General features: G+C 45.8%; 19 protein-coding genes. 14 read left to right on the top strand and 5 right to left on the bottom strand.

Annotated features, from left to right (window positions below; all coding sequences use genetic code 11):
- Positions 1-20 precede the first annotated feature (20 nt).
- On the bottom strand, positions 21-902 hold the full coding sequence (locus tag K5Q92_RS01595) for a GGDEF domain-containing protein (RefSeq protein WP_220767308.1): 882 nt from the start codon (positions 900-902) through the stop codon (positions 21-23).
- A gap of 470 nt (positions 903-1372) precedes the next feature.
- Between K5Q92_RS01595 and K5Q92_RS01590 the strand changes: the two genes are divergently transcribed.
- Both K5Q92_RS01590 and K5Q92_RS01585 read left to right on the top strand, forming a co-directional pair.
- Positions 1373-3322 carry a monovalent cation:proton antiporter family protein gene (locus K5Q92_RS01590; protein ID WP_220767307.1) on the top strand — a complete coding sequence of 650 codons (1950 nt, stop codon included), beginning with the start codon at positions 1373-1375 and terminating at the stop codon, positions 3320-3322.
- A gap of 106 nt (positions 3323-3428) precedes the next feature.
- Positions 3429-4151 (top strand): SGNH/GDSL hydrolase family protein, encoded by a 723-nt coding sequence (locus tag K5Q92_RS01585; protein WP_220767306.1) that lies wholly within the window; start codon positions 3429-3431, stop codon positions 4149-4151.
- Here the strand turns inward: K5Q92_RS01585 and K5Q92_RS01580 are convergent.
- On the bottom strand, positions 4144-5268 hold the full coding sequence (locus K5Q92_RS01580) for a patatin-like phospholipase family protein (protein WP_220767305.1): 1125 nt from the start codon (positions 5266-5268) through the stop codon (positions 4144-4146). The two genes, K5Q92_RS01585 and K5Q92_RS01580, sit on opposite strands and share 8 nt — an antisense overlap.
- A gap of 350 nt (positions 5269-5618) precedes the next feature.
- Here K5Q92_RS01580 and K5Q92_RS01575 point away from each other — a divergent pair, with 350 nt between their 5' ends.
- Positions 5619-6281, top strand: coding sequence for a response regulator transcription factor (locus K5Q92_RS01575; protein WP_220767304.1), 663 nt, complete (start codon positions 5619-5621; stop codon positions 6279-6281).
- Between the two features lie 29 nt (positions 6282-6310).
- Here K5Q92_RS01575 and K5Q92_RS01570 read toward each other — a convergent pair whose 3' ends face one another.
- On the bottom strand, positions 6311-9781 hold the full coding sequence (locus K5Q92_RS01570; protein ID WP_220767303.1) for a PAS domain-containing hybrid sensor histidine kinase/response regulator: 3471 nt from the start codon (positions 9779-9781) through the stop codon (positions 6311-6313).
- Positions 9782-9991: 210 nt separating this feature from the next.
- Between K5Q92_RS01570 and K5Q92_RS01565 the strand changes: the two genes are divergently transcribed.
- The 8 genes from K5Q92_RS01565 (at position 9992) to K5Q92_RS01530 (ending at position 19494) form a co-directional block, all read left to right on the top strand.
- Positions 9992-11032, top strand: coding sequence for a DcaP family trimeric outer membrane transporter (locus tag K5Q92_RS01565; RefSeq protein ID WP_220767302.1), 1041 nt, complete (start codon positions 9992-9994; stop codon positions 11030-11032).
- 144 nt (positions 11033-11176) lie between these two features.
- Positions 11177-11974: an ABC transporter ATP-binding protein gene (locus K5Q92_RS01560; RefSeq protein ID WP_220767301.1), complete on the top strand. Its 798-nt coding sequence runs from the start codon at positions 11177-11179 to the stop codon at positions 11972-11974.
- Positions 11974-13938, top strand: a complete 1965-nt coding sequence (locus K5Q92_RS01555) for a long-chain fatty acid--CoA ligase (RefSeq protein WP_220767300.1) — start codon at positions 11974-11976, stop codon at positions 13936-13938. The genes K5Q92_RS01560 and K5Q92_RS01555 overlap by 1 nt, the downstream gene beginning before the upstream one ends.
- Positions 13935-14828 carry a branched-chain amino acid ABC transporter permease gene (locus tag K5Q92_RS01550; protein ID WP_220767299.1) on the top strand — a complete coding sequence of 298 codons (894 nt, stop codon included), beginning with the start codon at positions 13935-13937 and terminating at the stop codon, positions 14826-14828. Before K5Q92_RS01555 ends, K5Q92_RS01550 begins: the two co-directional genes overlap by 4 nt.
- A gap of 40 nt (positions 14829-14868) precedes the next feature.
- Positions 14869-15942, top strand: a complete 1074-nt coding sequence (locus K5Q92_RS01545) for a branched-chain amino acid ABC transporter permease (RefSeq protein WP_220767298.1) — start codon at positions 14869-14871, stop codon at positions 15940-15942.
- 213 nt (positions 15943-16155) lie between these two features.
- Positions 16156-17352, top strand: a complete 1197-nt coding sequence (locus K5Q92_RS01540) for an ABC transporter substrate-binding protein (RefSeq protein ID WP_220767359.1) — start codon at positions 16156-16158, stop codon at positions 17350-17352.
- A gap of 81 nt (positions 17353-17433) precedes the next feature.
- Positions 17434-18252, top strand: a complete 819-nt coding sequence (locus K5Q92_RS01535) for an ABC transporter ATP-binding protein (protein ID WP_220767297.1) — start codon at positions 17434-17436, stop codon at positions 18250-18252.
- A 15-nt stretch (positions 18253-18267) separates the two neighbouring features.
- Positions 18268-19494, top strand: coding sequence for a phenylacetate--CoA ligase family protein (locus K5Q92_RS01530; RefSeq protein WP_220767296.1), 1227 nt, complete (start codon positions 18268-18270; stop codon positions 19492-19494).
- A gap of 60 nt (positions 19495-19554) precedes the next feature.
- Here the strand turns inward: K5Q92_RS01530 and K5Q92_RS01525 are convergent, their stop codons facing one another.
- Entirely contained in the window at positions 19555-21267 is a 1713-nt protein-coding gene (locus K5Q92_RS01525; RefSeq protein ID WP_220767295.1) for a proline--tRNA ligase, read from the bottom strand.
- Positions 21268-21631: 364 nt separating this feature from the next.
- On the opposite strand from K5Q92_RS01525, the gene K5Q92_RS01520 reads away from it, so the two are divergent.
- The 3 genes from K5Q92_RS01520 to K5Q92_RS01510 all read left to right on the top strand — a co-directional run bounded on the left by K5Q92_RS01520 (position 21632) and on the right by K5Q92_RS01510 (position 23594).
- Positions 21632-22576, top strand: coding sequence for a carbon-nitrogen hydrolase family protein (locus tag K5Q92_RS01520; protein WP_220767294.1), 945 nt, complete (start codon positions 21632-21634; stop codon positions 22574-22576).
- Between the two features lie 179 nt (positions 22577-22755).
- Positions 22756-23052 (top strand): hypothetical protein, encoded by a 297-nt coding sequence (locus tag K5Q92_RS01515; RefSeq protein ID WP_220767293.1) that lies wholly within the window; start codon positions 22756-22758, stop codon positions 23050-23052.
- A 92-nt stretch (positions 23053-23144) separates the two neighbouring features.
- Entirely contained in the window at positions 23145-23594 is a 450-nt protein-coding gene (locus tag K5Q92_RS01510) for a nuclear transport factor 2 family protein (protein WP_220767292.1), read from the top strand.
- Here K5Q92_RS01510 and pcaF read toward each other — a convergent pair.
- Positions 23591-24826, bottom strand: coding sequence for a 3-oxoadipyl-CoA thiolase (gene pcaF, locus K5Q92_RS01505; protein WP_220767291.1), 1236 nt, complete (start codon positions 24824-24826; stop codon positions 23591-23593). The two genes, K5Q92_RS01510 and pcaF, sit on opposite strands and share 4 nt — an antisense overlap.
- Positions 24827-24833: the final 7 nt, after the last annotated feature.

Here is a 24833-nt window from a genome sequence, read left to right as displayed (position 1 = left end):
CGTTAGCAATAGACTCACACTTAGGCGGCACAAATCCGATAGCTCTGCCGTCCTGCCGCTTTTGCTTCATATAAAGCGTTATCAGCTCTTTGATACAGGCTCTGCTCGGTATCTTTCTTTTGCCATTGAGTGACCCCCATACTCGTACTGACTTGATACCTTTCTAAGTAGTGGTGGTTACTCAGTGCATTTAGGATCCGCTGGCATAAAATTTCTGTCGCTTTCGCATCGCCTTGAACTAACAGGGTAAACTCATCTCCGCCAATTCTAAACGCTTGGTCAGTATCTCTTATGGTGGCGTTGAGCATGTCTGAAAACTCAATTAAGGCATTGTCACCTAACTGATGACCATAGTCGTCATTAAGTTGTTTGAAGTTATCCAGATCTAATGCCACAAGAGAAAAGCTGCTATGGTTGCGCTCTGCGCGTGCAATCTCTTTCCTAACGGATTGTAGGTAGTAATGGCGATTGCCGAGCTTAGTTAGTGCGTCGTACATCGCCTGCTGTGACATTTCTTGGTACTGAATAGCGTTAATCAGCGGTTGCAGTACGAGCTCTTTAAGCTGGTTTAACATCAAGGTTTGTGACGGCACTAAAGCGGCTTTTAGATTATAGTTAATCGTAACTTGGTGCCCAGCAAAGGTTAGCTTCTGTTCGAAGGCGTAGCCATATGGCTTACCCCAATGAAATTGATACTGTTTATAACTTAGGCGCACACCATAGAGCGGCAAGTGTTGTCCCATTATCTGGCCGAAGCAGGCAAATACCGTCCTAGGATCTAAGTGTTGATGCAGTTGCTGGATAATATTGACTAGATCTATCTCCAACGGCATCGACATTGCTATATTTGTAGTCTGGCGGTATTGAATAGGGCTGGACTCCGTTGCTAGGCCAAGTTCCATTTGTGTGTACTCCAGTGTTGTCGTTACAGCTTTAAAGTGACTTACCTATGAAATAAGCAACAATCGTGCCTGCAATATATTGCACATTAGATTCATCGTGAAAAAAGACCGAGTTTATAGACTAATTGACTAGGCTTCTCACCTTTCTCTATCGTTATCGAACAGTAGCCTATAACCATAAAACAACTTGGTTAATCACAGAGGTGTTTATGGTTTTATATAATATTATAAGTCTCTTACCTTGTTTTAGTCTTGACTCAATTATATGAGTCCGTGTTCATTTTTCATTATCTACTAGGTTAACTGTACTGGACTTGTACAGCATCGAGTTGGAAAGGTGAAGTCGTGTGGTAGGAATAATCATTTGTCTTTATTTGTCATTCAGTTAATCTCTAGTTAAGCGAATGAAAACAAGGTGTCGGTATTTTGACAAATATCGATAAGCTTAAGCTAAGGAGTAGACCGCAGGTATGGAACACAGCTTTCTCATTCAAATATTGCTGATGTTGGTTATTGCTATTGTGTCAATTGCCATATTGAGGCGCGCCGGGCTGCCAGCGATTCTGGCTTATCTGGTGACGGGGGTGATAAGCGGTCCAAGCGGTTTTTATTGGTTTACCCAGCATCAGATGCAGTCTGTTGCCGAACTCGGTGTAGTGTTATTGATGTTTAGTCTAGGGCTTGAGTTTTCATTGCCTAGGCTCTGGGCTATGCGGCGCACAGTATTCGGTTTAGGTTGCGCTCAGGTGGTTGTAACCACTGTTTTGAGTATGGGCATCGCCTTGCTATGTAACCTTAGTGTGACAGAGTCTGTTGTCGTTGGTTCGGCGATTGCGCTTTCCTCTACTGCAATCGTGCTTAAACTGCTTAATGAGCAGGGGTGGCTCAGGCGTCGACACGGCGAGCTGTCTGTCAGTGTGCTGTTATTTCAAGATATTGCAGTTGTTCCTTTATTGATTTTAATGCCTATTTTGGCTAGCGACGGCGAAGCTCTGATGTGGAGTGACGTGGTTTTTGGCTTGCTCAAAGGGGGACTCGCCTTTATTGCCTTGATGGCTTTTGGTAAGTGGGCTCTGCCAAAGTTGTTCGATGAAGTCGCTCGCTCACGCTCTAATGAATTGTTTGTCTTGTCTACCTTAGTGGTCGCCTTAGTAACAGGGGCTATCACCCAATGGCTGGGGTTATCGATGGCATTAGGTGCCTTTATGGCGGGGATGCTACTGGGGGAGAGCCAATATCGACGTCAGCTTGAGGCTGATATTCGTCCGTTTCGCGACCTGTTAATGGGCCTGTTTTTTATCTCAATAGGTATGTTGCTGGACTTCCAGTTAGTCGCCCAGTATTGGTGGCAGATCATCCTTATTCTCATAGCCGTAATCCTAGGCAAGTCACTGGTAATTTTTTCCTTACTGAAGTTTGCTAAAGAGTCATTTCGCACATCGGTGGCTACGGCTCTTAGCTTGGCGCAGGTGGGGGAGTTTAGTTTTGTGGTGCTGGCACTAGCGGTAAATTATCAGCTGCTTGATGCCAAGATAAGTACCATCTTGGTGATGGTTGCTGTGTTATCTATGGCGCTCGCACCTTGGTTGGTGCGTCATAGTGTGGATATCGCCAGAATGCTACAGGGCTTAAAACCTAAAGCACAGACCAGCGAGCCACTCAATGTGCAGATAGACAGTAAAGGCGATTTGGTATTGATCTTAGGTTATGGCCGTGTTGGTCAAACCATTGCAAGGTTTATGAAAACCGAGGCGATTCCCTATCTAGTACTCGATCTTGACCCAAAAAGAGTCTCTGAGGCGAGAACGGCCGGAGAGCCAGTGTATTTTGGCGATGTCTGTAAGAGAAGTATTCTTAAGCAGGCAAAAATACGGGATGCCAAGCTTATCGTGCTGACTTTTAGCAGCGAGCGCGTACTCGAGGAGGTCTTGCCCCTATGTAGGCAGCTTGCTCCTGACGCTAAGATTCTGGTGCGTACCCGCGATGACTCTGGAATGGAGGAGCTTGAGCGAGCAGGAGCCAGTCAGGTGATCCCAGAAACACTCGAAGGCAGTCTGATGTTGGTGTCGCAGGTCTTGTATCAATGTGGTGTGCCCTTAGCACGTATTTTAAAGCGGCTCGAATCAGAGCGGCGTAATCATTATCAATATTTACATGGCTTCTTTTCGGGAGCGGAAACCGACTTTACCTTGGAGTTACTGCATGCGGTAGCTCTACCTAAGGGCGCTAATGCTGTGGGGTTGACCTTGTCTCAGATCCCTTGGGAAAAGCTACGGGTCGAGTTGAGGGCGGTCAGGCGAGCTGGCGCAGAGGTGGAAAATCCTGAGCTCGATTGGCAGATAAAACCGGGAGATATTCTCATCTTATTGGGTAAACCAAGACGAATAGAGAAGGCAGAGATCTTCCTGCTGCAAGGCTAGTGTTGTCGTGTTGCAATCGTAGTTTAGAGCTATAGTTTAAGGTTAAAGTTGAAGCATTCTTTTAGGGCTATTGATTAGCCACCGTTAATCCAATAGGGGCGAATGAGTGCATTACCTTATTTTTATCCTTTTAGCGCCTTTGCTGTTTCTACAGGGCAAAAGAGTCAAACGCAGTACACCTAAATTGCCAGAGGCGGCTGGTCCTAGAGTGGGGCGCATAGGTGAAGGCTCCGAGTTATCACTATTAGTGTTTGGCGACTCGGCAGCGGCGGGAGTTGGTGTCGAAGATCAGCAACAAGCCTTGATAGGCGTGGTGACACAGGCACTCGCTCATGAGTATCGCATCCAGTGGCGGCTTTTGGCGCAGTCCGGATACAATACGGCTCAGGCAATGAGAATGTTGCAGGCAGAGGTGGCTTCACAATCAAGCCTTCGCTTCGACGTTGTGGTGGTCTCTCTTGGGGTCAACGACGTGTTGAGTCCGCTATCTGCAAAGAGATGGATTGGCCAGCAAAAGGCGCTTGTTGAGTTGTTAATTGCTGAGCTGGGTTGTCAGACATTAGTACTGACCCGTGTGCCCCCCATGGGCGACTTTCCGGTACTTCCACAACCTCTGCGCTGGTTCTTAGGCCGTCGCAGTCAAGAGTTTAATCGGCATTTAGAGCATTTTTCGAAACAAGAACAGAGGTTTACTCTATTAGACTTTGGTCACCAGCTTGATGCTGAGGCGATGGCGATAGATGGATTTCACCCGGGAGAGCTTATCTATCGAGATTGGGGAGAAAGCGCCGCTAAAGTCGTTTTATTGAACAATCCCAAGGCTAACTAATATTGAAAAAATGCTTTATCTCATCTATTTGGCACATGGCATCTTCATAGCCTAGTTCGATCAACGAGCTGCAATAACCTTGCTCAAACAGTAAGTAAGAGATGATACTCGACTCCGAATGTTCGTTGATCCCTAATACTTTCATCATAGTTTTAATGGCGAAGGGCATATCTTGAAAGTAGCGTGAAGCCATGGCGCTAAGATCTTCGCTGGGCTTAATCACTAAGGTTTCAATATTCTTTAGCGCCAATTTCTGCTTACTTTCCTCTGGGATTAACGAGAGAGTGTTGTTGATCCGCTCAAGTCTTTCCAGATCGCTATTGAGGGTATCAGAGAAGATGGTATCGAGCAGGTGACCCGCAATAGTGGCGGTTTTTGGATGGTGCTCAAGCTCTTTGGGTTGAATTTTATGGGGGCTTTCAAGGTTAATCACCATTATCTTCTCGGCCCCTAAATGAATAGGGCTACTTAGTGGTGCCAGTTGATGCACCGAGCCATCACCATAGTATTCCTGATTTAATCGAATAGAGGGGAATACCATAGGAATAGCTGAGCTTGCCAATAGGTGGTCGGTATTGAGCCGAGTACGTATGCCGTGTCGCCTATCTCTTTGCCAATTGTCGAGATGGGCATTGGCCTGAAAAAAGGTGACCGAGCGCGAGTTGTTATAGCAAGAGGTATCGAGACTGACAGCTTCTAGGGCACCGCTACTAATATTACGATCGATGCGCTCGAAGCTGATTAATTCACTGAGTAATTTTCTTAGGGGGTCACTGTTAAATAGACTGCCTGCACTGCTAGAGGCCCCATCGCTCTGTAGGCCTTTTAAGGCCATCTTACTTAAGTGATTTAGCACGCCTGGAATCGAGGCGCGATAGACTTTACGTGCGTGAATGTTGCGCCATACCCACTCGAGTTTTCTAACCCCTAAGTGAAAGCAAGATGCATGGGTCGCAATAGAGGTGGCGTTAATGGCACCAGCAGAAGTGCCACAGACGATCCTAAAGGGAATGCCGTGGTTGCGTGGATAAAATTGTACTATCGCCTTGAGCACCCCAATCTGGTAAGCAGCCCTTGCGCCACCGCCCCCAAGTACTAACGCCGTTTTATTTGGCAATTCGACGCTCCTTATCGTTTGAAATTTAAAACTAATTCTAAACAAACTGCTTAAATTTAGAATATGTGAGTCCGAGTTTATGCACAAGCTCTATAGGTGAATTTAAGCTTGATGAAATCTATTCAGCTCGGCGCAAGCACTCTCTCTAGCAAAAATATTTAACGATATATCTAGTTAATAAGTCTATGTTTCATTGACTTAACAAGTAGGGAATAGGTGGGGTGGTTGGTTTAAGTTATTGTAATAAAGGATATAATCATGATTTTGTAGTCAGTTGATAAGAATTGGGGCAAGTTGATAATAATAAGTAATGGGGTAGACTGAAAAAATGGACTGATGAGGGATCGAACATGTTACAGCCACTAAAAATAATAATAGCTGATGACCATCCACTATTTAGGCAGGCGCTGGTCAATATTCTAACCGTACACTTCGACGGTGTTAGTTTATATGAAGCAGAGACGGTTGCTGAATTAGATGCAATTCTCAAGGTGCACCCTGATGCTGATCTATTGTTACTTGATCTGAATATTCCTAAGGCCCATGGGTTTAATACCTTAGTTAATATCCGAAACTGTCATGCACAGATGGGAGTTGTGGTGATTTCTGGTCAGGAAGATAAGAACACGATAGGTAAAAGTATGTCATTTGGGGCTATGGGCTTTATTCCTAAGTCCACCTCTGCTGATAACATGGTGAAGGCTATTTCAGCGGTATTGTCTGGCCGACAGTGGGTGCCATCAGGTTGTGGTAATATTGAGGCGATTGAAGCCGATAGCATGACAAGTAAAATCGTTAGCCTATCACCTAGGCAACATCGAATTTTAATGATGTTTGCGGATGGTTTATTGAATAAGCAAATTGCATATGAGTTGGGGTTATCAGAGGCCACTATTAAAGCTCATGCCAGTGCGATCTTCTTAAAGCTAGGTGTGCACACACGCACCCAAGCTGTTATAGCTATGAATCAATTGCAACTGGATAAGCACTCACTCGACACCGCTTTAGGTTAACCTTTGCGTCAATAATCATTAAATAGTTATTAGATAGTCGGTGGTGCCGCGTAATTTTTGCGTAGGCTTCTTGCTAGTGTGGCACTCATCACCGCCCTGAGGGCAATGGGCTTGATTATTTTGCGTAAGTATCCATAGCCCATCTCTTTGGCTCGCAATACAACGGCTTCATCTATAGTCGCTGTGATCAAGATAGCCGGCAGCGGTAAGTCTGATTCAGCTTGTAATTGTTGCATCAAGTCTAGGCCGTTTTGATTATCTTCTAGCTGATAGTCCATTAGTACTATATCGATGTGGGCTGCATGCTGACTAAATAGAGTCTTGGCTTGCTGGGCAGATGTCGCTTGATGCACATGGCACTTCCAACTTTGCAATAATTCAACCATGCCCGCCAATACGTTGGGGTCATTGTCAACGCACAGCACATGTACGCCGCTTAAGGTAAGAATATCCACTGGAGCTTTACTTGTGCTGATCCGGTGAGGCTGCACAGTATCTAGCTGCAGACTAAAGATACTCCCCTGACCTAGATTCGATGACAGTGTAAGACGATGGGAGAGTATATGTGCAAGTCCTTGAGCGATATTCAAGCCTAATCCCAAGCCGTTAACCCCTTCATGTCCCGAATGCTGCAGCCTAGTAAATTGCTCAAAAATGACGGCTTGTTTATCTGTTGGTATTCCAGGGCCATCATCAACCACCTGAATAGATAGCTTGTCCTGCTGACGTCGGTAGCCAAGTAGTATGGTGCCATCGCCTGCATAGCGAAAGGCATTGCTAATTAAGTTTTGTAAGATCCGCCTTAATAGGGTTTTATCACTGCGAACCCACATTTTTGTCGTAATATGGCGGAATTTAACCTGTGAGCTTTGGGCTATCGCACCGAATTCATCAACTAAAGAGTCAATAAGCTCCTGTAAAGCAAATTCGGTAATCTCAGGTACAACTGTCCCGCTTTCAATACGCGAAACTTCATTTAAGTCCAGTAGCAATTCGTTAGCAACTTGAAGTGAATTATCGATATAGCCTATTTGCTGTTGTTGCTTAACCGTCAGTTGAGAGTCCTGCACAAAAGCTGAAGAAAACAGGCGGGCAGCAGATAGCGGTTGTAGTAGATCATGGCTACAGGCTTTCAAATATTGACTCTTTTTCTGATGAGCTTGTTCGATTTTATTTAGAGCCTCGGCAAGTTCTTGATTCGACTTTTCCAGATCTAAATTGGCTTGCTCAAGCTTTTTAGTTCGCTCAAATACCCGCGCCTCTAAGTCGAGATTTTTTTCTTTGAGTAATTTTTCAGCTTCACGATACATGGTGATGTCAGAAAAGATCATCACAAAGCCCCCATCAGGAATTGGATTACCTTCAATACGTATCGTTTTACCGTCAGGTTGTATGCGCTCTGTGCTGTGGCGACTACCTTGGCGTAGATAGTTGAGCCGACGTTCAACTTGTTGCTGTAAATCATGTTGAAACCTGTGGCTATGGCTAAGGTTATATTCGATAAGCTGACTAACTGGACTGCCGATATAAACCAGATCTTCTGGGTAGTTGAATAGATTTAGATAATGCTGGTTCCAAGCCACGAGATTGAGTTCTTTATCAATCACAGAGATCCCTTCGCTGGCATTCTCAATAGCACTGTGGAGCACAGAACGACTGAATTCTGTTCTGTGGCTTGAGGCCTGTTCCACAAGTTGAGCGACATCTTCAATGGCGATATCGCGGCCATTTAATGCACAGGAAATAACTAGTCGCGCAGAGGCCGAGCCCATCACACTTGCGAGCATATTCTCGGTGTAAAAAATCAGTGCTTGATTGTAACTGGCTTTATCGGTAACAGGTTGGACTTGATTGCTGAAAAAACCATGAAAACCTTGGGCTGCTTTGTCTTTTCCTACGAATCTTGCCGCTAATAACTCTAGTTCCGTTGGGTTAATTTGGCGGGAGATATTGGGTTGTAGTTTGTCGAGATCTGGTCGCTCGATAAAATGAGCAATCTGCATCTGTTCGTGAACACTTTGGCGGGTAAATGATGAGAGCAGCCAGATCATTGTGATATTCACAAATAGGCCGAGCAAGGTTGCCATAGTCGTCATCGAGTATTCACTGCCCGCAAAGGGATGAGAATAAAGTCCGAGCTGAGGTAGTAGGTTTAGGCAAAACCAGAGTGAAAATCCACTTATTATGCCACTGAGTACACCAACCAAGGTCACTCTGCGCCACAAAAATGCTGCAAATAGGGCTGGACCTATTTGTGCTATGGCACCGAAGGCAACCTCACCCAGAGAGGCTAGTGTATCCGGCGGAGCCACTAAGAACATGCCATAGCTTAGAAAGATCACCACTAAGATAAGCGCTTTGCGGATATTGAGCAGATGAGAGCGGAACTTATGAAAATTGGTGCTCTGAATATTCGTGACTTTAAAGAGGGTCGGAAAGACCACTTCATTACTAAGCATAGTACTCAGGGCGATAGTGGAGATGATCACCATAGAGCTGGCTGCTGAAATAGCCCCTAAAAAACTGAATAGCCCTAACCATGCATCGCCGCTGAAGGCGGGTAAAAATAACACGTAGGCATCGCTCTGCATCGAGTCACCATAGAGTATATTGCCAGCTTGCCCCAATGGGGTGGCAAAAAATGCAAAGACAAGAATATAAAGGGGGAAGGTCCAGCGACTCCAAATCGCGTGTTTCTGTTCTTTTAGTTCGACAATAAGCACTTGAAACTGTCGGGGGAGACACAAAAAAGCCGATGTGACGATAAATAGCAGACCAAACATCGACACCATATTGGGATAGTTAAATGAGGTTGCCGTGTTGGACATTTCGCTGGATTGACGCCAGATCTCCATTGGCGAGTCGAATAAAAAGAAAGACACGAATATACCAATGGTCAGGTAGGCAACTAATTTTACGAAGGACTCAAAGGCGATGGCGAGCATCATACCTGGGTGGCGCTCCGTAACATCGATAGCACGTACACCAAAAATAATGGTAAATCCCGCGAGGATAAAACTCACCACTAATCCTAATTGCCACGAAGACAATAAGTGGTCTTGCCGTAATATCTCATAGGAATTAACGATAGCTTTTAGCTGCAAGGCTATATAGGGCAAGGTACCAAATAGCGCAACGAAGGTTACCACCATTGCTAGCTGTTGTGATTTGCCAAATCGAGCGGCAAGGAGGTCGGCAATGGAGGTGATATTCAGCTTTAGGCATACGCGTATGATGCGTTGAATAAATGGCCAAGCAAAAATAAATAGCAGAATCGGTGCGATATAAACCGGCAGGTAGGAAAAGGAGTTATCTGCCGCCTGTCCCGCCGTCCCTAAAAATCCCCATGAGGTACAGTACACCCCTAAAGAGAGCGAATAGATAATACTATGCTGTTGTTTAAAAAGTTTTTCTCGGTATTTGTCACCTAAGAATGCCATTAGAAACAGCAAACCAATGTAGCTGATACTAATGGTGACCAGTAACCAGTTGGGAAACATCTTGTAAGGCCTTGTCTATGTAAGCTCTTAAGGCTTACTTAATTGTTATAAAAATTAACATATCACGTTTTTATCCTCCCGAAGCGAATAATTCACATCGACTTAAGTATTAGGCTGTCAGTATTAATACTGCTGGATTAATACCTATTCCCAATTGAGGCAATTGCTCGATTTCTACATCTTGGATGCAGACATTAAAGGGGATAAAAGATGGTCATTTCTAAAATAAAACAGCTCACATTAGCCAGTTCGCTTTGCTTGGCTGCCGGTTCAGCCACTGCAGGTTATGACTTTGAAGTAGGTGAAAACGGTAAGATTTCCTTTGGCGGTTACATTAAGGTCGATGCCCGTTATGTCGATGGTGATGTTGGTTACCGGGACTTTTGGATAGGTACAGGGGCACCACTAGAACAGAGTGCTTCGCAGTTTAGAATTTTCGCCAATGAAACACGATTCAATACTAAGTACGTTCATGGTGACGTGATGGGCTTTATTGAGATGGACTTCCTCGGCGGTGGTGGCAACCAAGTTGTATCGAACTCAGCAAACCCGAGAATACGCCACGCATTTATTAAGTATAAAGATTTAACTGCGGGGCAGACCTGGACCACTTTTATGAATACTAGTGCGATTCCTGAAACCGCTGACTTTGCCGGTGCAACTGTGGGGTTGGCGTTTATTCGCCAAGGGCAAATCCGCTATGACATGGGTAACTTTCAAGTATCGGTAGAAAACCCAGAGAGTGTTGGAGGCGATACCGCCAATGACGATCTGCCAGATGTTATCGCCCGTTATAACTTTAAAGGTGATTGGGGCAACATCTCTATCTCTGCATTAGGTCGCAATTTAAACACTAATCAAGGTAATAGCGAAACGGCTTTTGGTGGCTCGATTGCTGGTCGTATCAAGACATTTGGCAAAGACGATCTTAGATTCCAATTTCACCAAGGTGAAGTCGGTCGTTATGTGGGAATTGGTGCCGCTTCAGACCTAGTGGGTGAAGAAGTAGAGAGTACCACCTCCTATCTTGCCGCATATCGTCACTACTGGACCGATACCTTAAGAAGCACCGTGCTTTATGGCCGAGTTGAAACCGATATTACTAACGCTGAGCGCAGTCAGTGGAGTGTCAACCTATTCCAAAATCTAACTCCACATTTGGCTGTAGGTTTTGAGGTCGGCAACTTTGAGATTGGCGATCACGATGTCGATTCTAATTATGCGCAACTATCGATGCGCTACGCCCTGTAGTCGCTAAATCCGTCGAAGGAATCATTTCTTTCGACGGATTTAGCCGCTGTATTAGCCACTTTCTAAGGCGATTCAATACCCATAGCAGTGAAGTTCTAGGCCTTTCTGGTCAGGAGTTAAATTGCAAAGCAAAGGAGTAAGGGTGTGACAGATACCATTCTAAAAGTTGACCAGATCTCGTTAGCATTTGGCGGCGTAAAAGCGTTAACAGATGTGAGTTTTGAGGTTGAAACTGGCTCAGTGTTTTCGATTATCGGGCCGAACGGTGCAGGTAAAACATCGATGCTCAACTGTATCTCAGGTCGTTACCGTCCGCAGCAGGGCAGCATTCATTTTGGCAACAAAGAGGTGACAAACCTGCGCCCAAATGATCGTGCCGATCTAGGCATAGGTAGAACATTTCAAAATCTTGCGTTATTTGGCCACATGTCGGTATTGGATAACATCATGGTTGGTCGCCATCACCAGATGAAGAACAATTGGTTAACAGGTCCTTTGTACTGGGCATCACCAGCTCAGAAAGAGGAGCTACAGCATCGTCGTCAAGTTGAAGAGATCATCGATTTTCTCGATATCTCCCATGTACGTAAATCTATAGCGGGTACTCTGTCATACGGACTGCGTAAGCGTGTCGAGTTAGCTAGAGCCATCGCGCTCAATCCAAAACTTATTCTACTCGATGAGCCAATGGCGGGGATGAACCTCGAAGAGAAGGAGGATATGGCCCGCTACATCTTAGATCTCAACGAAGAGTTTGGCATCACTGTGGTCATGATTGAGCATGACATGGGGGTTGTGATGGATATATCACACCAAGTGATGGTTCTGGATTTTGGTAAGAAGCTCGTTACTGGCCTACCTGATGAGGTGATGGCTAATGAGCATGTGAGACAGGCTTATTTAGGCTTGGAAGAGAACGAGCAGTTACAAGAGGTTGGCTAATGAACACCATAGATAAATCAGCGGCAGATTGCTTTGATATGGGTGATATGGACACCTTTCCAAAGATCTTACGCTACAACGCTAAGCATTGGGGTAACGATACCGCGATGCGAGAGAAAGAGTTTGGCATCTGGACTGAGTTTAATTGGCAAGATTATTTAAATCGCGTTAAGTGGATGTCGTTGGCGTTTGAACATTTGGGCATTGAGCAGGGCGCAGCCATAGCACTGTTAGGCGACAATCGTCCTGAGTGGGTTTGGGGAGAAGTTGCTGCCCATGCCTTAGGGTGTTTCTCACTTGGCGTGTATCAAGACTCACTACATGAGGAGGTCGCATATCTGCTTAATCGTAGTAATGCTCAGGTTGTCGTTGCTGAAGATGAAGAGCAGTGCGACAAACTGCTGGAGCTTGGCGACCTTATTCCGTCGGTTAAATATATTGTCTATTGTGATCCTAGAGGGATGCGCAAATACGATGATCCAAGGCTTATTGATGTGGAAGAGATCTACAAGATAGGCCAGAGGGTTGATAGCCAAACCCCCCGTCGTTTTGACGAGCTGGTAGACGCAGGACAAGCGGATAATATTGCTATCTATTGCACCACTTCTGGCACCACTTCAAAGCCTAAAATCGTGTTACTCCAAGGCAGTAAATTTATTGATCACTGTTGTTCCTATTTAAGAGCTGATCCACGCGCGCCAGGTGACAATTATGTTTCAGTGCTACCACTACCGTGGATTATGGAGCAGGTGTACGCCGTCGGCCAAGCCTTGATTGCACGCCAGATTGTTAACTTCGTCGAAGAGCAGGAAACCATGATGGCCGACCTGCGTGAAATCGGCCCCAGTTTTGTGTTGCTCGCTCCTCGTGTTTGGGAGGGGATCTTAGCCGATGTTCAAGCTCGAATGATGGACTCGACCCCCTTTAAAAAGAAGCTGTTCGATTTTGCCATGAAGCGTGCCGAGCAAGCTCTAGCGCAAGGTAAACGCTCGACACTGGCTGACATCATATTAATGAAGGCGTTACGTGACCGATTAGGTTTTTCGTTTTTGAAGTCTGCTGCCACTGGTGGCGCGGCAATGGGACCCGATACCTTTAAGTTTTTCCAAAGCATAGGTGTGCCGTTAAGGCAGCTTTATGGTCAGACGGAGATGTGCGGTGCATATACCATTCACCATGAGGATGATGTCGACTACGACAGTGTTGGGGTGGCATTCGATACCGCCGAGCTTAAGGTGATTAACACAGATAGCGAAGGCGTTGGTGAAGTTATCGCAAAAACAGTGGGTATGTTTACTGGTTATCTAGGCGATCAATCCGCTTATGATGAAGATGTCATTGATGGTTGGATGCATACAGGTGATGCAGGCTACTTTAAACCATCGGGACATTTGGTGGTTATTGACCGCATTAAGGATTTAGCGAAAACCAGCCAAGGGAATCAATACTCACCTCAGTACATAGAGAACAAGCTAAAATTCTCCTCCTTTATTGGTGAGGCGGTCATTCTAGGGAAGGACAAACCCTACCTTTCAGCCATTTTATGTATCCGCTTTAGCATCGTTTCAAAGTGGGCGGAGCAGCAAGGCTTGGCGTTTACCAACTACACCAATCTTTCTAGTTTGCCTGAGGTTTATGAGCAGCTGACCAAAGAGGTGGAGCAGGTAAATCAATCTTTGCCTGAAGCTCAGAAAATCAAAAAGTTCATCTTGCTATACAAAGAGCTCGATGCTGATGACGGTGAATTGACTCGTACTCGTAAGGTTCGACGCGCGGTGATTGCGGACAAGTATGGTGACATCATCGACTCCATCTATAACAACCAGCCTCATGTTGATATCGATACCGTTATCACCTTCCAAGACGGTAGCCAGTCACGGATCCAAACCCAAGTGAAAGTAGCGACAGTGATAGCAACAGATGCTGCTTTGAAAGGGAATATTGAGCAAAGGAGAGCATCATGAATTTTGAATTATTACTGCAATTGATCATTAACGGTCTGATCGTTGGCTTGCTTTATGGTGTTGTTGGCATGTGCTTTGTGCTGGTGTACAAATCCACTCAGATTGTGAACTTCGCACAAGGGGAGTTTTTGTTGGTGGGTGCCTGGGTGTGTTGGGCATTTCTCATCTATATGGAGCTGCCATTTTTTGTAGGATTTCTCCTCACCCTCTGTTTTATGGCGGTGTTCGGTGTCTTGCTGCAGATGATAGTACTGCGCCCCATGATTGGTGAGCCGATTATCTCGGTTATCATGGTGACCATAGGTTTATCGATTTTCTTCCAGTCTTTGACTAAATGGATCTTTGGGGTATCACCGCAAAGTTATCCAACGGTTTTCGATACTCAGTCTATTGCGATTTTTGGGCTCAATATCGAGTTGGCGTACTTAATGAGCACCGTGATTGCACTCATTATTATGGTCAGTTTTTTCTTGTTCTTTAAGTATTCCAAGCATGGCCTGGCAATGCGTGCCACGGCATTCGACCAGCAGGTCGCCCAGAGCTTGGGGATCTCGGTTAAACAAGTTTTTGCCATGAGCTGGGGAATTGCAGCCACAGTGTCTGCCACCGCAGGAGTTGTGATCGGCATGGTAAATGGTGTCTCTGACTCTCTCTCATCAATAGGCATCAAGGTCTTTCCTGCGGTTATTCTTGGCGGCTTAGATTCGATTGTCGGTGCAATTGTTGGTGGTGTAGTGATAGGCGTATTAGAGAACGTGGCAGAGTTCTTCGATAGTCAATTTTTACATATCGGCAATATGTACGATATCGCCCCTTTTTATGTGTTGCTAATCATCCTGTGGTTTAAGCCCTATGGCTTATTTGGTACTCGAGATATCGAACGTATTTAGTAACCCAGTAACGGCTTAATTTTTTGTACGAGGAGTTTTTATGTCTAGCTTAGCAATGCGACCCTGTGGAGATTTCCGCACTAGCTATAAGGCCGACAATACCATTTTTGAAACCAAGACCATCCGATTACTTATGATGGCGGTGATCGCGCTAGCTTGCAGTGCACCATTGTTGCTCGATGGTTATTTCTTAACCCTATTTATTCAGATTGCTTACTTGGGGATCGCCGCATTGGGGCTCAATATTTTAGTGGGCTTTACCGGTCAGATCTCGTTAGGACATGGCGCTTTTTTTGGATTCGGTGCGTTTGCATCGGCTTGGCTTAACACCAGTTTTCAGATCCCTGTAGTGTTTTGTATTCCGCTTGCGGGCTTTCTAACCATGGCGGTGGGCATGATGTTTGGTATGCCTGCGGCGAGAATTAAAGGGTTATACCTCGCGATTGCTACCCTTGCTGCTCAGTTCATTATCGAAGATTTCTTTGCTAGGGCTGAGTGGTTTTCCGGTGGTTCAGCAGGCTCGATGGCCGCACCTGTCAACCTATTCGGTTTTGAGTTCGATACTGACCAAAGCTTTTATTTCATCGCACTGTTTGCCTTGGTTTTTATGTATATCTGGGGTTGTAACTTAATGCGTAGCCGTGACGGTCGCGCTTTTGTTGCGGTGAGAGATCATTATCTTTCTGCTGAAATTATGGGAGTAAAGCTGAACAAGTATCGCTTGTTATCCTTTGGGATATCCTCTTTCTATGCTGGCATTGGCGGCGCGTTATACGCTCACTATTTAGGTTATGTGTCAGCAGAAGGGTTTACGATTTTCATGTCTATTCAGTTTCTGGCCATGGTGATTATTGGTGGCCTTGGTTCAATTAAGGGAACGCTAATGGGCGTGGTGTTTATGGTGTTGTTACCAGAGGTGTTAGAGAGCGTGGTCAGTCTGATGAAATACACAGATTGGGGCAACATTCCCATGGTGACTGATGGCTTAGCTTATATCAAAGAGATGGCCATTGGCCTAGTGATCATCCTGTTTCTTATTTTTGAACCAGAGGGATTAGCTCACCGCTGGGCACAGATAAAAAATTATTGGAAATTTTACCCATTTGCTTACTAAAGCGAACTTGTTCAATAGCTTAAAGAGTGAAAACAAGAGAGATGCAAGTGAGACGATAAGGCCGCAGAGGTCGCTAGGTGTGGCATTGGGTGCTCTAAACCTTACTTTTACGGACGATACTGAAGGGATTAAATTATGTATAAGAGTCATTATTACAACAAACATGCAAAACAGTTAGCCATTGGATTAGGTGCAAGTCTGACTTGCTTGGCTATGAGTCCTGCAGCAAGTGCAGAAGAAACCATCTTTGTTGGGCACTTGGCAGATATGTCTGGCCCTACGGCATTTGTGGGCAAGCCCTATGCCGACGGTGTACGTGATTCATTAGCCTATATTAATGCCAACGGTGGGATTGATGGCACTAAGCTTGAGTATGAAACCATAGATTACGCATACAAGGTGCCCCAAGCTATTGCCTCCTATAAGAAGTGGTTATCTCGTAAGAATATGGTGGCGATGCAAGGTTGGGGCACGGCAGATACAGAGGCGTTGATCTCATTTGCAGCCAAAGATAAGACCCCAATTTTTTCGGCGTCATATTCAGGACATTTAACTGATCCACAAGGTAAAAACCCAAATACCAAGAAACCTGCCCCTTATAACTTCTTTTATGGTGCATCCTATTCAGATTCTTGTCGTGGGTTGGTGCAGTGGGCTGCTGAAGATTGGAAGGCTAAGGGCGGTCAAGGTAAACCTAAGTTTACCCATATTGGCGCAAACCATCCCTTCCCCAATGCCCCTAAAGCCGCCTGCGCAGAATATGCGACAGAGCTAGGGTTTGATGTTCAGCCTCCGGTTGTGATCTCGATGAAACCGGGTGACTTTAAGGCGCAATGTTTAAGCCTTAAGAGCTCAGGCACTAACTATGGTTATATCGGTAACCTAGGGGGCTCGGTGCAATCACTGATCAAGTCTTGCGATACCGTGGGAACCGATATCCAGTTTATGTCCAATATCTGGGGGGGCGATAAGCTAGTGTTTAAGGCGGCTGGCGCGGGTGTGAAGAACTATATCTTCCCAACCATGACACCGTTCTGGAGTGATGATGTGCCCGGGATGGAACTGGTGCGAAAAATATCCAAGATGTCTGATAACACTGGTGACAAGGAGCGCTTACATCACTATATCCGTGGCGTATGCTCAACCTACTATATGAAAGAGTCGATGGAGTGGGCCAAGGCTAACGGCGGGGTGACTGGAGAGAATGTTAAGAAGGGCATGTATGTGCGTCAAAACTGGGTACCTAAAGGGCTAGAGGGAGTCTGTTTAGCGGCAACTTGGACACCTGATGACCATAGAGGGATCAACAAGGTCAATATTTATAAGGGTAACTTCAACGGTGGTGATGTACGTGTTGAGAAGGTTAACCAAGTCACACTTGAACGTCGTATTGATTGGCTAGGCTACTAGAAATAGTGTCACTGGCATCAAGAACCTAGCAGGATGGCGTTTAGTTCTGCTAGGTAATCTCATCTATAGGTTGGAGTAGTTATGACACAAGCAGTGCAGTTAAAACCCGAAGTCCCACTTCTTTCCATTAATAATATTGAAGTTGTTTATGACGATGTGATTCAAGTTTTGCGTGGCGTCAGTATTGATGTGCCACGAGGAGAAATTGTCACGCTCTTAGGGCCAAATGGTGCAGGGAAGTCGACGACCTTAAAAGCGATATCAGGTTTACTTAAAACCGAGAATGGTGAAGTCTCCCGCGGTGATATTCATTTTATGGGCGAGCGTATCGACGTGAAAAATGCCGAAGATGTAGTGCGGTCTGGTTTATTTCAGGTGATGGAAGGGCGCCGGATTGTCGAAGATATGAGTGTTATTGAAAATCTGAAGTTAGGGGCTTACACCCGCAATGATGGTCAAGTGAACCAAGACATTGAGATGGTGTTTAACTATTTTCCAAGACTTAAAGAGCGTATAGGCCTTGCTGGGTACCTCTCTGGTGGAGAGCAGCAGATGTTGGCCATAGGACGTGCGCTGATGGCTAGACCAAAGATGATCTGTCTCGACGAACCTTCTATGGGTTTATCGCCGCTCTTGGTAAAAGAGGTGTTTGGCATCATTGAGAAGATCAATCGCGAGCAGGGGATCACTATGCTGTTGGTGGAGCAGAACGCCAATTACGCATTAAAAGCGGCGAACTATGGCTACATTATGGAGTCGGGGAAAATCGTCCTCGATGGCAGTAAAGAGATGCTGCTCAATAATGAAGACGTGAAAGAGTTTTACCTTGGTGGGGGTAATGAAAAGCGCAAGAGCTTTAAAAACCTGAAATCATACAAGCGTCGTAAGCGTTGGTTATAAGTAGGAGTTGGCTTGATGAACCTATTTTTTAAACCCGAAGAGGTGCAGTCTCCCGAATTAAGAGAGCAGACATTAATGTCTGGATTGAGTGATTTTCTCAGCCACAGCCGTAGATCTTGTGAGTATTACCAGAACACCTTAGCAGGAATAGATCTAAGCAAAGTTGATAATCGTGCAGCTTTGGCGGCGTTACCAATCACTCGCAAGTCAGACTTGATAGAGCTGCAAAAGATTAATATGCCTTTCGCTGGAATAGTCCCTGCGGCCAAGCGACCTGATCGAGTATTTCAATCTCCAGGTCCCATTTACGAACCTGAGTTTGATAAACAAGATTGGTGGCGACTGGGGCAAGCATTTTATGCCGCGGGTTTTAGAGCTGGAGATGTAGTGCAAAACTGCTTGTCGTATCATCTCACACCTGGTGGCTTTATTATGGATTCAGGTGCGCGGGCTTGTGGTTGTAGTGTGATCCCGGCAGGCCCAGGACAAGGGGAACTGCAGCTAGAGATGATAGAGAATCTTAGACCTAACGGCTATTGCGGTACGCCTTCATTCCTGCATATCTTGCTAGAAAAGGCACAGCATTATGGCAAGGATATCTCTTCGATAACGAAAGCCTTAGTCACAGGCGAGGCCTTGAGTGCTCAGCTAAGAGCGATTTTTGAGCAAGCTGATATTCAAGTTAAGCAGGCCTATGCCACAGCAGACATAGGACTGATTGCTTATGAAAGTGTGGTCGATGAAGGTTTGGTTGTTGCTGAAGATATAATCCTAGAGATTGTCCGTCCAGGCAGTTTAGAGCCCGTTAGCAGAGGGGAAGTAGGTGAGGTGGTTATTACTCGGCTGGATAGGGGCTATCCACTTATACGTTTTGCGACTGGTGATTTGAGTGCAGAGCTATTAGGTCAAAGCCCTTGCGGCAGAACCAATATGCGTATTAAAGGTTGGTTAGGACGCGCCGATCAGACAACGAAGGTGAAAGGGTTATTTATTCATCCTGAGCAAGTTGAGCGCATAAGGTTAGCCCATGCAGGCATAGCCAAGGTTAGGCTAGTGGTTTCTAAAGATGCTCATAAAGACAGTATGTGCCTTATGTGTGAGATAACTAATGCTAGTGCCGGTCTTGATGAGCAGACGGTTCAAGAGAACATTCGAGCGATCACACAGCTTTCTGGAACGGTTAAGTTTGTTACGGCTGGCAGCTTACCCGATGACGGGCTGGTGATTGATGATCAAAGATAAAACCATAAAAAAACGCCGATGAAGTCATCGGCGTTTTTTATTGTTCTATCGAGCTAGTGATTAAGCGTGTTGCGCTTTTAAGAACTCAACGATTTCGTCTAGTGGGATATCTTGCTTCTCACCCGTGCGACGGTTCTTGTATTCGAACATGCCGTTATCGATGTTACGATCACCAATAACCACTACGTGTGGAATACCGATAAGTTCCATATCGGCAAACATCACACCAGGACGCTCTTTACGGTCATCGAACATGACTTCGATGCCTGCATCGTTTAGATCTTGATATAGCTTCTCGGCGATGTCTTTAACGCGGTGCGACTTGTGCATGTTCATTGGCAAAATACCAACGGTGAACGGTGCAATCGCATCTGGCCAGATAATACCGCGGTCATCGTTGTTCTGCTCAATTGCAGCGGCAACCATACGGCTAACACCTACACCGTAGCAACCCATAAGCAGAGTCTGAGACTTGCCGTTTTGGTCTAGTACGTTGGCATTCATCGCTTCAGAGTAGTTAGTACCTAACTGGAAGATGTGACCTACTTCGATACCACGAAGTAGTGCGATAGTTCCTTTACCACATGGGCTAGGCTCGCCTTCGATGATGTTACGTAGATCGAATGCTGCTGCTTCTGGAAGGTCGCGCTCCCAGTTGATACCAAAGTAGTGTTTGCCATCTTGGTTTGCACCCGCACCGAAGTCGCTCATGATGCTAACGCTGTGATCAACAAATACTGGCATATTTAGGCCTACAGGACCGATTGAGCCTGCGCCCGCACCGACTGCGTCACGAATTTCTGCGTCAGTTGCGAATTCAAATGGGGCTAATACCGCATCTAACTTCTCAGCTTTCACTTCGTTTAGCTCATGGTCACCACGGATAACGATAGCCACAAGTGGTGCCTCTTCCGTTGCACCTTTAACGATAAGCGTTTTAACAGTCTTCTCAATCGCTATACCATGCTGCTCAACAAGCTCTGCAATGGTCTTAGCGTTTGGTGTGTCGACAAGGGTCATTTCGCTTGTTGCTGCTTGACGAGTTTCAGTCGGCATTGGCGCTTCACATTTTTCAATGTTCGCTGCGTAATCACTTTCCGTTGAGTAAGCGATTAAGTCTTCACCACTGTTAGCTAGTACGTGGAACTCGTGTGACATGCTGCCACCGATAGAGCCTGTATCTGCCATTACTGGGCGGAAGGCTAGGCCTAAACGAGTTAAGATGTTGCTATAAGCTTGGAACATCGCCTCATAGGTCTCGTCCATGGTTTCTTGATCTAAATGGAAAGAGTAAGCATCTTTCATCAAGAATTCACGTGAGCGCATGACACCAAAACGTGGACGAACTTCGTCACGGAACTTAGTTTGAATCTGGTATAGGTTAAGCGGCAACTGCTTATAAGAGTTGATCTCTTTACGCACGATGTCGGTGATCACTTCTTCGTGAGTTGGGCCAAGAACGAAGTCACGGTTGTGACGATCTTGGAAACGAAGCAGTTCAGGACCAAACTTGTCAAAACGACCCGTTTCAACCCAAAGATCCGCAGGTTGAACCATAGGCATAAGGATCTCAACGCCGCCTGCTTTGTTCATCTCTTCACGAACAATAGCTTCGATTTTACGCAGTACACGTAAACCTGTCGGCAACCAGCTGTATAAGCCTGATGCGTTACGACGGATCATACCCGCACGTAACATTAACTGATGACTAACGACCTCTGCATTGGCAGGAGTTTCTTTTTGAGTTGATAGCAGGTACTTGCTTACGCGCATTACCGGTGTCCAAATTTGAGTTGAATGGGCGCTATTTTATCACTTGTAGGCTTTCTGTCACCTATGGATTTTGTGATTTGGTGGAATTTATTGGCTAGGTCTAGCCTACTAGTGTAATCGGATGCAACATCCAGCTATTAAGCTATTAAAAATTAAGCAAAACAGTTGAGTAAGTGGTAGAGAGGGGGGATTTCTTATCTAGGACTGCATAGCTAAGTTTTAGCCCGAAGTGGTGGCAATGCCATCGGTCACGATTGAGCTAAACTTGATTAAGCCATTTGAGTAAGAGTTTATATTTTCTTGAGCCTATCCTCTAGCAGCTTGAACGATGTGAACTCAATAGTCTATCGAAAGGGACTAAGTTATGAAAAAAGTCGCTATTATTCAAGAATCGCCTTGTGTGCTCGATAAAAAGGCAACCATCCGCAAAGCTGTCGAAATTATTCATTCGGTATCGGAGAAGGGGGCTGAACTTATCGTTTTTCCCGAGGCATTTATTCCCGGGTATCCTGCGTGGATTTGGCGATTAAGACCAGGAGCAGACTGGGGAGTTTGTGAAGCCTTACACACACGTTTGCTGCAAAACTCGGTAGATTTGTCCTCGGACGATATCAAACCGTTGCTTGAGGTGGCAAAAGAGAGGAGGGTGACCTTAGTTTGCGGCTTAAACGAGCGCGATAATGGCAATAGCCAATCAACCATCTATAACACTGCCATTACCATTGATACCCAAGGGAAAATAGTCAACCATCACCGTAAACTCATGCCGACTAACCCTGAGCGTATGGTTTGGGGATTTGGTGACGGCCATGGTTTAAATGTGGTTGCGACTCCGGTTGGGAAAGTTGGCAGCTTAATATGTTGGGAGAATTATATGCCTCTGGCGAGATACTCCCTGTATTCACAGGGGATAGAGATATATATTGCCCCCACTTATGATAGCGGCGAAGCTTGGATTGGTACTATGCAACATATTGCCAGAGAGGGAAAATGTTGGGTACTTTGTTGTGGAGTCGCGCTGCAACGAGCCGATTTACCTGAAGACTTTCCAGATCTAGATAGACTCTATCCCGCTGATGAAGATTGGATTAACCCCGGTGATTCCGTCATTGTATCTCCTAGTGGTGAAATTATGGCTGGTCCCTTATCTAAAGAGAAAGGTTATCTACTCTTAGATATTGATGTTGAAAAGGCGGCAAGCTCTAAGCGTGCGCTGGATGTTGCGGGGCATTATTCGAGGCCGGATGTGTTTAAACTAGAAGTCGATAAATCTCGCCAGTCACCAGTCAGATTTAAGAATGAGAGTTAATAGTTTGATTTAAGCGTTTGATTTAAAAAGGTTAATGCTTATTTTGTTGTGTTAATTTTGAGTAAGGGTGTCTTTATATTGGACATATATAGCGGCTATCCCTTTAGTGAACTAAGTGCTAGATTACGTTCGAAGGCAGTCGCGCTATACTAGGCGTTTTTTTGAGTTAAGTTCAGATAATGGCATTGATATTTTTACCCCTGATCTTAGTGTTGTTTAAATACCGAGAGTTTGGCCGTTCTGAGTGGCTTTTTAGCGGATTTTTCTTGGTCTATGGGCTGGCGCTAATGGGGGCTGAGGTACCACCAAGTTCTAGGATCGGGGGGCTTTATTTAGGCGTGCCTTCAATTTCCTATTTTTTCTATCTATTTCCTGAAGTACAAACTCAGTACTCCTCGTCTGTTATCCGCAGTTTAAGCCTGCTTGGGGTCGTTATTGCCTTTATCGCCCTGTTGCTGTTTTTTACGCCTCTTTAATTTACCCACTTGGTGATTTAGCGCATCACAATTAATCATAACGGCAATATGTGGCTGTAGGACTACACTTCTCTATAAACCAAGGAGAGAGTATGTCTCAAATAGATGAAGTTGTTACTACGTTAGATGATTATGCTCGCGCTTACTGTGCTAAAGATATTGATGCCTTGATGCAGGTCTTTGACTCAAGTGGGCAGATCTCTGTGATTGGCACGGGGAAAGATGAGCTATGCGCAGGTGAAGATGAAGTTAGGCAACTATTTCTAAGGAATTTTGCCGAAGCGACAGTGACAAAATTTGAGTGGCTCTGGTCTGATGTTGTTATCTTTAACGACCAAGCTCTGATAGCACAGAGCTTGATTATTCACCTCGATACGCAGCAGGGGCAAATAGAGGTGCCTATTCGTTGGAGCGTGGTGTTAAAGAAAACGGACCGATGGCTGTGGCTGCATAGACACGCCTCAACGCCTTCGGAGGCACAGACCGAAGGCTCGGCCTATCCAAGCACAAGCGTATTAACTGGGCAGGGTTCAGCGTTTTAACTGACTCTTTCTATGACCATGGCAATACCTTGGCCAACGCCAACACACATGGTGCACAGGGCATAACGCCCTTGGGTGCGTTCTAGCTGATTGACCGCAGTAGTTGCAAGCCTTGCCCCACTCATTCCCAGTGGATGCCCTAGTGCGATGGCGCCGCCCTGTGGGTTAATCCTAGAATCGTCATCTTTCAACCCTAGTTCTCGGGTGCAGGTTAGCGCCTGCGCTGCAAAGGCCTCATTGAATTCTAAAATATCCATATCGTTCAAAGAGAGATTCAATTGCTTAAGTAACTTGTTGGTGGCAGGTACAGGTCCAAGCCCCATAATGCGAGGGGGCACGCCAGCAACAGCCATACCCAAGATCTTAGCTCTAGGTTTAAGCTTATGTTGCGCTACACCTTTGGCCGAGGCCAACAGCAGCGCCGCCGCACCATCGTTGATGCCAGAAGCATTGCCGGCGGTAATGCTGCCTTTTTCAAATAGTGGCTTTAAGCTACTGAGTTTCTCTAAGCTGCTCAAGCGTGGGTGTTCATCTTTGCTAAAGACAGTTGGCTCACCGCGACGCACAGGGATCGTGACTGGTACGATTTCATTATCGAAAAAACCTGCTTCTTGGGCGCTGGCCGCCTTTTGCTGACTCCATAACGCAAAGCGGTCCTGCGCCTCGCGGGAGATGGTAAAGTCTTGGGCTAAGTTTTCCGCCGTTTGCGGCATCGCCTCGGTGCCATATTGCCTATCAAACTCAGGGTTGATAAAGCGCCAGCCCATGGTGGTATCGTAAAACTCGGTTGAACGTGCAAAGGGGGTTGTCGCCTTTGGCATTACAAATGGGGCGCGAGACATGCTCTCGACCCCACCGGCAATCATCAAGTCGGCCTCGCCAGTACGGATCGCGCGGGCGGCGTCCCCAAGGGCGTTAAGCCCTGAGCCACATAGGCGATTTACGGTACAGCCAGGTACTTCAATGGGAAGGCCTGCAAGCAACCCGGCCATGCGTGCAATGTTACGGTTATCTTCGCCAGATTGGTTGGCACAACCAAGCAGCAGGTCGTCGCATTGTTGCCAATCGACATCAGGATTGCGCGCAATCAAGGCCTTTATTGGCAGGGCGGCAAGATCATCACAGCGCACCGATGATAGCCCACCACCATAACGCCCGATTGGAGTTCTGATTGCATCGCATATATAGACATCTTTTAAGTAAGAGACATCTTTTAAGCTATCTAAGCTCATAGTCGTT

Origin of the sequence: Shewanella sp. MBTL60-007, from assembly GCF_019654915.1 — a bacterium.
Taxonomy (GTDB): domain Bacteria; phylum Pseudomonadota; class Gammaproteobacteria; order Enterobacterales; family Shewanellaceae; genus Shewanella.
Note: the sequence above shows the minus strand (reverse complement) of the source record. Positions and strands in the feature narration are given on the sequence as shown.